The organism is Alitiscatomonas sp., from assembly GCF_037242085.1.
Taxonomy (GTDB): domain Bacteria; phylum Bacillota; class Clostridia; order Lachnospirales; family Lachnospiraceae; genus Alitiscatomonas; species Alitiscatomonas aceti.
Map to the genome: position 1 here is coordinate 1 of NZ_JAXXBR010000079.1, position 5,078 is coordinate 5,078.

Annotated in this window: 5 protein-coding genes and 1 pseudogene; all 6 read right to left on the reverse strand. The window is 54.9% G+C overall.

Annotation, left to right across the window (positions count from 1 at the left end; genetic code table 11):
- Positions 1-169: pseudogene (locus WIH05_RS07550) on the reverse strand (MATE family efflux transporter); the annotation flags it as partial.
- A gap of 33 nt (positions 170-202) precedes the next feature.
- Positions 203-1,189: a diaminopimelate dehydrogenase gene (locus WIH05_RS07555; protein ID WP_215653069.1), complete on the reverse strand. Its 987-nt coding sequence runs from the start codon at positions 1,187-1,189 to the stop codon at positions 203-205.
- Between the two features lie 131 nt (positions 1,190-1,320).
- Positions 1,321-2,634 (reverse strand): MATE family efflux transporter, encoded by a 1,314-nt coding sequence (locus tag WIH05_RS07560; RefSeq protein ID WP_022273447.1) that lies wholly within the window; start codon positions 2,632-2,634, stop codon positions 1,321-1,323.
- Positions 2,635-2,641: 7 nt separating this feature from the next.
- Positions 2,642-3,331 (reverse strand): L-2-amino-thiazoline-4-carboxylic acid hydrolase, encoded by a 690-nt coding sequence (locus WIH05_RS07565; protein WP_022273446.1) that lies wholly within the window; start codon positions 3,329-3,331, stop codon positions 2,642-2,644.
- Between the two features lie 26 nt (positions 3,332-3,357).
- Positions 3,358-4,224: a 16S rRNA (adenine(1518)-N(6)/adenine(1519)-N(6))-dimethyltransferase RsmA gene (gene rsmA, locus WIH05_RS07570; protein ID WP_022273445.1), complete on the reverse strand. Its 867-nt coding sequence runs from the start codon at positions 4,222-4,224 to the stop codon at positions 3,358-3,360.
- 18 nt (positions 4,225-4,242) lie between these two features.
- Entirely contained in the window at positions 4,243-5,013 is a 771-nt protein-coding gene (locus WIH05_RS07575; protein ID WP_022273444.1) for a TatD family hydrolase, read from the reverse strand.
- Between the last annotated feature and the right edge of the window lie 65 nt (positions 5,014-5,078).

The window sequence follows — 5,078 nt, forward strand, 5'->3', positions numbered from 1 at the left end:
GAGCTTCCTTTCCAACGAATTTTCCCACGATCATGGCATCCGCCGTGTTGTAAAGCTGCTGGAAAAAGGTTCCAAACAGGATGGGGAAGAAGAAGATCAAAAGCTGCTGCCAGATCACGCCTTCCGTGATCCCATTATACTGTACGGTCTCATTTTTCTTTCGCTGCATCAGTTTCACCTATTGTTTAAAAAAAATGTTTTTTTACAAAAGTTCCTTTCTCAGTTCCTCTCCGCTCTTTGAGGATAAGTATGCCGGCGGAAGATCCAGGATCGTCTTACAGCCGGTCATGCCCTCCTGCTTCATACGGTACGCAGCCCTGGCACAGGCCACGATCACGGAAGAGGTGAATTCCGGATTGGAATCCAGCTTCAGGCTATACTCGATCACATGATTATGCTCCAGATCCCAGCCCGTTTTTCCGCTGCGGATCACAAAGCCGCCGTGGGGCAGGCTTCTGTGGTCCCGCTCCATCTCCTCCTGGGAGATAAAGTGTACGGTGGTATCATAATCGGCAAAGTAGTTGGGCATGGTCACGATCTCTTTTTCGATGGCTGCCTTGTCTGCCCCTTCCCCGGCCACCACAAAGCACTCTCTTGTGTGCTTCTGTCTTGTGGTCAGCTCCGGCGTTTCCCCGCTGCGGATGGCCTCCAGGGCGCTCTCCACCGGGATCGTATACTGCCTCGCGTCCTTCACGCCCGCGATACGGCGGATGGCGTCGGAATGGCCCTGGCTCACGCCTCTGCCCCAGAACGTGTAATCCTTTCCGTCCGGGAGCACTGCGTTTCCATACAGACGGTTTAAGGAGAACATCCCTGGATCCCAGCCGGCGGAGATCACCGCTGTGTTTCCGGCCTCTCTTGCGGCCTTATCCACAGCCGCAAAGTGCTCCGGGATCTTTGCGTGAGTATCAAAGCTGTCCACCACGTTAAAATATTTCGCGTATTCCGGGGTCTGCTCCGGAAGATCCGTGGCGCTTCCTCCGCAGAGGATCAGAACGTCCACCTGATCCGCCAGGTCTTTGGCATCCTTCGCCGGATATACGTTCACTCCCTCTGTCAGAATCTTCACGCTTCCGGGATCTCTCCTTGTGAATACTGCTGTTAATTCCATATCGGGATTCTGCTTCAGCGCGCATTCCACACCGCGCCCAAGATTTCCGTATCCCATGATTCCTACTCGAATTGTCATAGATCTCATTCCTCCGTTCTGCGGCCTCCTCCGGCGGCAGCTCCGCCGCAGGTCCGGCTCTGGTTCACAGTCTCCTCAGACCAGAAAAAGCTCCCGGTCTTTTTTCATTTTAGCAATATGGCTTTTCCGTGTCAATGCGTTTCTCTGCGGATAAATAAGAAAGCCACTGCCGCTGTGATAAATTCAGAGACCGTTACCACCAGCCAGATGCCGTTGACACCTAAAATGACCGGAAGGACCATCACCAGTGCTGTATTTAAGACCACTCCCCTGAGAAGCGTGATGGTCAGGGAACGCCTGGGCTGCACCACCGATTGGAAATAGGTGCTGCACATGATGTTCCACTCGCTTACCAGGAAGGCCAGGAAATACAAACGGATGGCCGGGACCGCCATGGAAAGGATCTCCTCTGTGGGCTCCAAAAACAGGTACGCCAGCTGGGTGGGAAAGAAAAATCCCGACGCCGTAAAGATCAAGCCCGCAGCCAGGGCCACCCGGATCCCCAGCCCCAGTCCCTGACGGACCCGGTCTCTCTTTCCGGCTCCGTAGTTGGCCGAAAGAAGGGGCTGCACCGCCTGGGCCATGCCGTTGGAGATGGAGGTCACCACCAGGGCCGTGTTGCTGATGATCCCATAGACCACCACGCCCAGGTCGCCCACATAGGCTAAAAGCTGGCGGTTGAACAGGAACGTTACAAAGCCGTTGGAAACCTCCAGGATAAAGCTTGCCAGTCCGTTCCCAAGGATCTCCAGCACCTTTTTAAGGCTCACATTCCAGAGGGGCTTTAAATGGTTCTCCTTTGAAAAGAAATGGCTGCTTAAGATCAGAACGGTCAGGGTCGTGCCCGTTGCCGTGGCCAGCATGGCTCCGCCCATGCCCCATTTCATGATGAAAATAAATACGTAATCCAGGATCACGTTGGTGACGCCGCCGCTGATGACTCCGGCCATGGCCAACTTCGGCGCTCCGTCATTTCTTACGAAGGCCTGTAAAAACGACGACATGACGCACATGGGCGACGCGGTCACCAGTACCCGCCCGTAGGCCACAGCGTGCTCCCTCATGGCCGGGGTAACCCCAAGAAGCCGTAAAAGCGGGTCAAAAAACACATTGCAGAGGGTCAGGGTCAGGACCGCAAACACCAGGGCCATCAGGAGGCCGGTGGTAAAATACCCCCGGGCCTCCCGCTCATTTCCCTTTCCTCTGGAAAAGCCGAACAGGACGCTGCCGCCGATGCCGCACATCATGCCAAAGCCGAAAAAGGTGCTGTAAAGGGGCAGCAGAATGTTAAGGGCCGCAATTCCCACAGAACCGATGCCGCGGCCGATCATCATGGTATCCGCCAGGATATAGATGGACGTTACCAGGGTGGCGCTGACCGACGGCAGAAGGTAGCTCAGGAATACGCTGCGGACCGGGTCTTCAAGTAAACGGTTCTGTTTCATAACTTCCTCATGCCATATTAAAATTTGTATCCTTATAGCCGGCAATGGTATCCGCCATCTCCCGGCCGTATTCTTTTGCAAAGTCCTCTAAGACTGCGTCGCTGGCCTTTACGCCTTCGTCCCCGAAGATCCCTTCGGAAACCTCTCTCAGGGACCAGAAGGTATGGGCGCAGTGGTACTCGAAGGATCTTACTCCGGGCATATATTTTTCGATCTTCATTTCCGGAGTGAGCCCGGCGTTCCGGACGATCTGGACGCAGTGGTCGTGGGTGTGGAGGGTCTGGGGCACCTCATACCGGATGTCCGGATTAAAGCCCCGGGAAATGGACGCGTCCAGGACACTGCAATAGGCTTTTCCCGCCTCACCGGCTCCCATTTTCTGGAACTGGGCAAACCACGGACATGAATAAATATTCATGATATAATCGGGATCATAGCCGCCGATCTCCACCCGGTTTGCGGCTCCCATGGCCTTGATCTCCTCTGTATTGACCCACTCGCCGTACCGGCAGTAGTTCTCATAGGTCAGGGGCTTTCCGTCCCGGATGGCTCTCTGGGCCATGCGGCGGCCCCTCTGGCTTCCATAATACTGGATCCCATGGATAAAGGCCTCCCGTCCCCGGTCCCCGAACTGCTCCGTAAGACGGATATAGTACCTGGCCGCCAGAAACGCGTGTGTCATCTCATTAAATCCCATAAAAACTCCCCTTTCTGAACCTTTGTCTACGGTTCCCCTAAAATATCGGAAAGCTCTGCAAACTGGGAAAGCGTCAGCGCCTCGCCCCGGACTGACGCCGGAAGGCCCATGCGCGCAATGGCCGCAGCCACCTTTTCCTTGGAAAACGGCAGCTCCGGAGCATTATTTAATCCGTTCTGCAAAGTCTTTCTCCTCTGGTTAAAGGACGCCCGGATCAGCTTAAACATCAGCTTCTCATCCCGGACCGTCACCGGCGGATCCGTGTGCCTTGTGAGCCGGATCACCGCAGAGCCCACATTGGGCCTGGGAATAAAGCAGTTGGGCGGCACGTTGGCCACGATCTCCGGCTTTGCATAATACTGGACCGCCAGAGACAGGGCCCCGTAATCCTTGGAGCCAGGCCCCTCCTTCATCCGGTCGGCCACCTCCTTCTGGACCATGACCGTAATGTTGTCAATGGGCACGCCGCTTTCAAACAGCCCCATGATGATGGGCGTGGTGATATAATACGGAAGATTTGCCACCACCTTAATGGGACGGCCGCCGTTATACCGGTCCGCCAGCTCCCGGATATCCACCTTTAAAATATCCTCGTTGATGATGGTCACGTTGTCCCAGGCCGCCAGGGTCTCCCCCAAAATGGGGATCAGGTTCCGGTCGATCTCCACGGCCACCACCTGCCTGGCATTTTCTGCCAGGTACTGGGTCATGGTGCCGATGCCGGGACCGATCTCCAGCACGCAGTCGTCCTTTGTGACTCCGGCGGCGTTTATGATCTTTTCCAGCACATGGGTATCGATCAGAAAGTTCTGTCCAAATTTTTTCTGGAACATAAATTCATACTTCTGTATGATCTCAATGGTGTTCTTGGGATTTCCCAGATATTCTTTCATATACGATTCTCACTTTTCTTAAAGCCTGTAAAGCCGTCTGGCATTCTCTGCGGTGACGCGGATCACTTCGTCCTTCTCCATGCCCTTAAGCTCTGCCAGGGCCTCTGCCACGTAGGAAAGATACAGAGAGGAATTTCTCTTTCCCCGGTAGGGCACAGGCGTCAGATAGGGGCAGTCCGTCTCCAGGACCAGCCGGTCCATGGGTGCATACTCTGCCACTTCCTTCAGCTTTTTGGCGTTCTTAAAGGTCAGGACGCCGCCGATCCCTAAGAAGTATCCCATGTCCAGATATTCCCGGGCCTGGTCCACGCCGTAGGAAAAGCAGTGGATCACGCCGCCGGTGGTCCCTTTGTGCTCCGCTTTTATAATGTCCATGGTATCCTTTGCCGCGTCCCGGCTGTGGATCACCACAGGAAGCCCCGTGTCCTTTGCGATGGAGAGCTGGCGGACAAACCATTTTTTCTGGATCTCCCGGTCCGGCTCGTCCCAGTAATAATCCAGGCCGATCTCTCCGATGGCCACGATCTTTTCCGATCCGGAGGCCTTCCGGAGCCAGTCCATGTCCTCCTCGGTCAGATCCTTTGTTTCATTGGGATGGATCCCCAGAGCCCCGTAAAAAAAGGGATATTTTTCCGCCATGGCCAGGGTGGTCCGGCAGGACTCCATACTGGCACCAATGTTGCAGACGTTCCCGATCCCGTTCTCTCTAAGGCTCCCGATCAGGCTCTCCCTGTCCTCGTCAAACGCCTCATCGTCGTAATGGGCATGGGTATCAAAAATGTATTCCATAGATCAGCACTCCTATGAAGTAAATGATGAGCAGATGGGCCGGGTAAAACACATAAGGCAGATGT

Excerpts from the sequence above, each read along its gene's own strand:
- WIH05_RS07560 (WP_022273447.1), bottom strand. The coding sequence starts at position 2,634 with ATGAAACAGAACCGTTTACTTGAAGACCCGGTCCGCAGCGTATTCCTG.
- WIH05_RS07575 (WP_022273444.1), bottom strand. The coding sequence starts at position 5,013 with ATGGAATACATTTTTGATACCCATGCCCATTACGACGATGAGGCGTTT.
- WIH05_RS07565 (WP_022273446.1), bottom strand. The coding sequence starts at position 3,331 with ATGGGATTTAATGAGATGACACACGCGTTTCTGGCGGCCAGGTACTAT.
- rsmA (WP_022273445.1), bottom strand. The coding sequence starts at position 4,224 with ATGAAAGAATATCTGGGAAATCCCAAGAACACCATTGAGATCATACAG.
- WIH05_RS07555 (WP_215653069.1), bottom strand. The coding sequence starts at position 1,189 with ATGACAATTCGAGTAGGAATCATGGGATACGGAAATCTTGGGCGCGGT.